The sequence below is a fragment of the Salinimicrobium oceani genome, assembly GCF_012037645.1.
Genome location: NZ_JAAVJR010001640.1, coordinates 1 through 285 on the forward strand (window position 1 = coordinate 1; position 285 = coordinate 285).

The 285-nt window shown below is 35.8% G+C and carries 1 pseudogene; it reads right to left on the reverse strand.

Annotated elements, in window-relative coordinates:
* Window positions 1-285 (reverse strand): annotated as a pseudogene (locus tag HC175_RS23425) (hypothetical protein); the annotation flags it as partial.

The window sequence follows — 285 nt, forward strand, 5'->3', positions numbered from 1 at the left end:
ATCCAACATAGGTGATTGCACCCCGATCTTTATTGACCTTTACAGTCCTGGTTTTATCGCCATCTCTCAATTTTACTTTGTAAAATTCTTTTTGGACATCCCATCCTTTAGAGATTGCTACATGTTTATTTCCAGTAATAACTGCATCACGGTATTGTTGAAGAATTTGCATACGTGCATCTTCAGGTAACCTTACATTCTTGAACTTTTGAAAGGAGGAAATTAAATCTCCATCTCCATCGAAATTTGCAAGTAAATGACCTTTAGTGCTCTTAAAGCTAACTT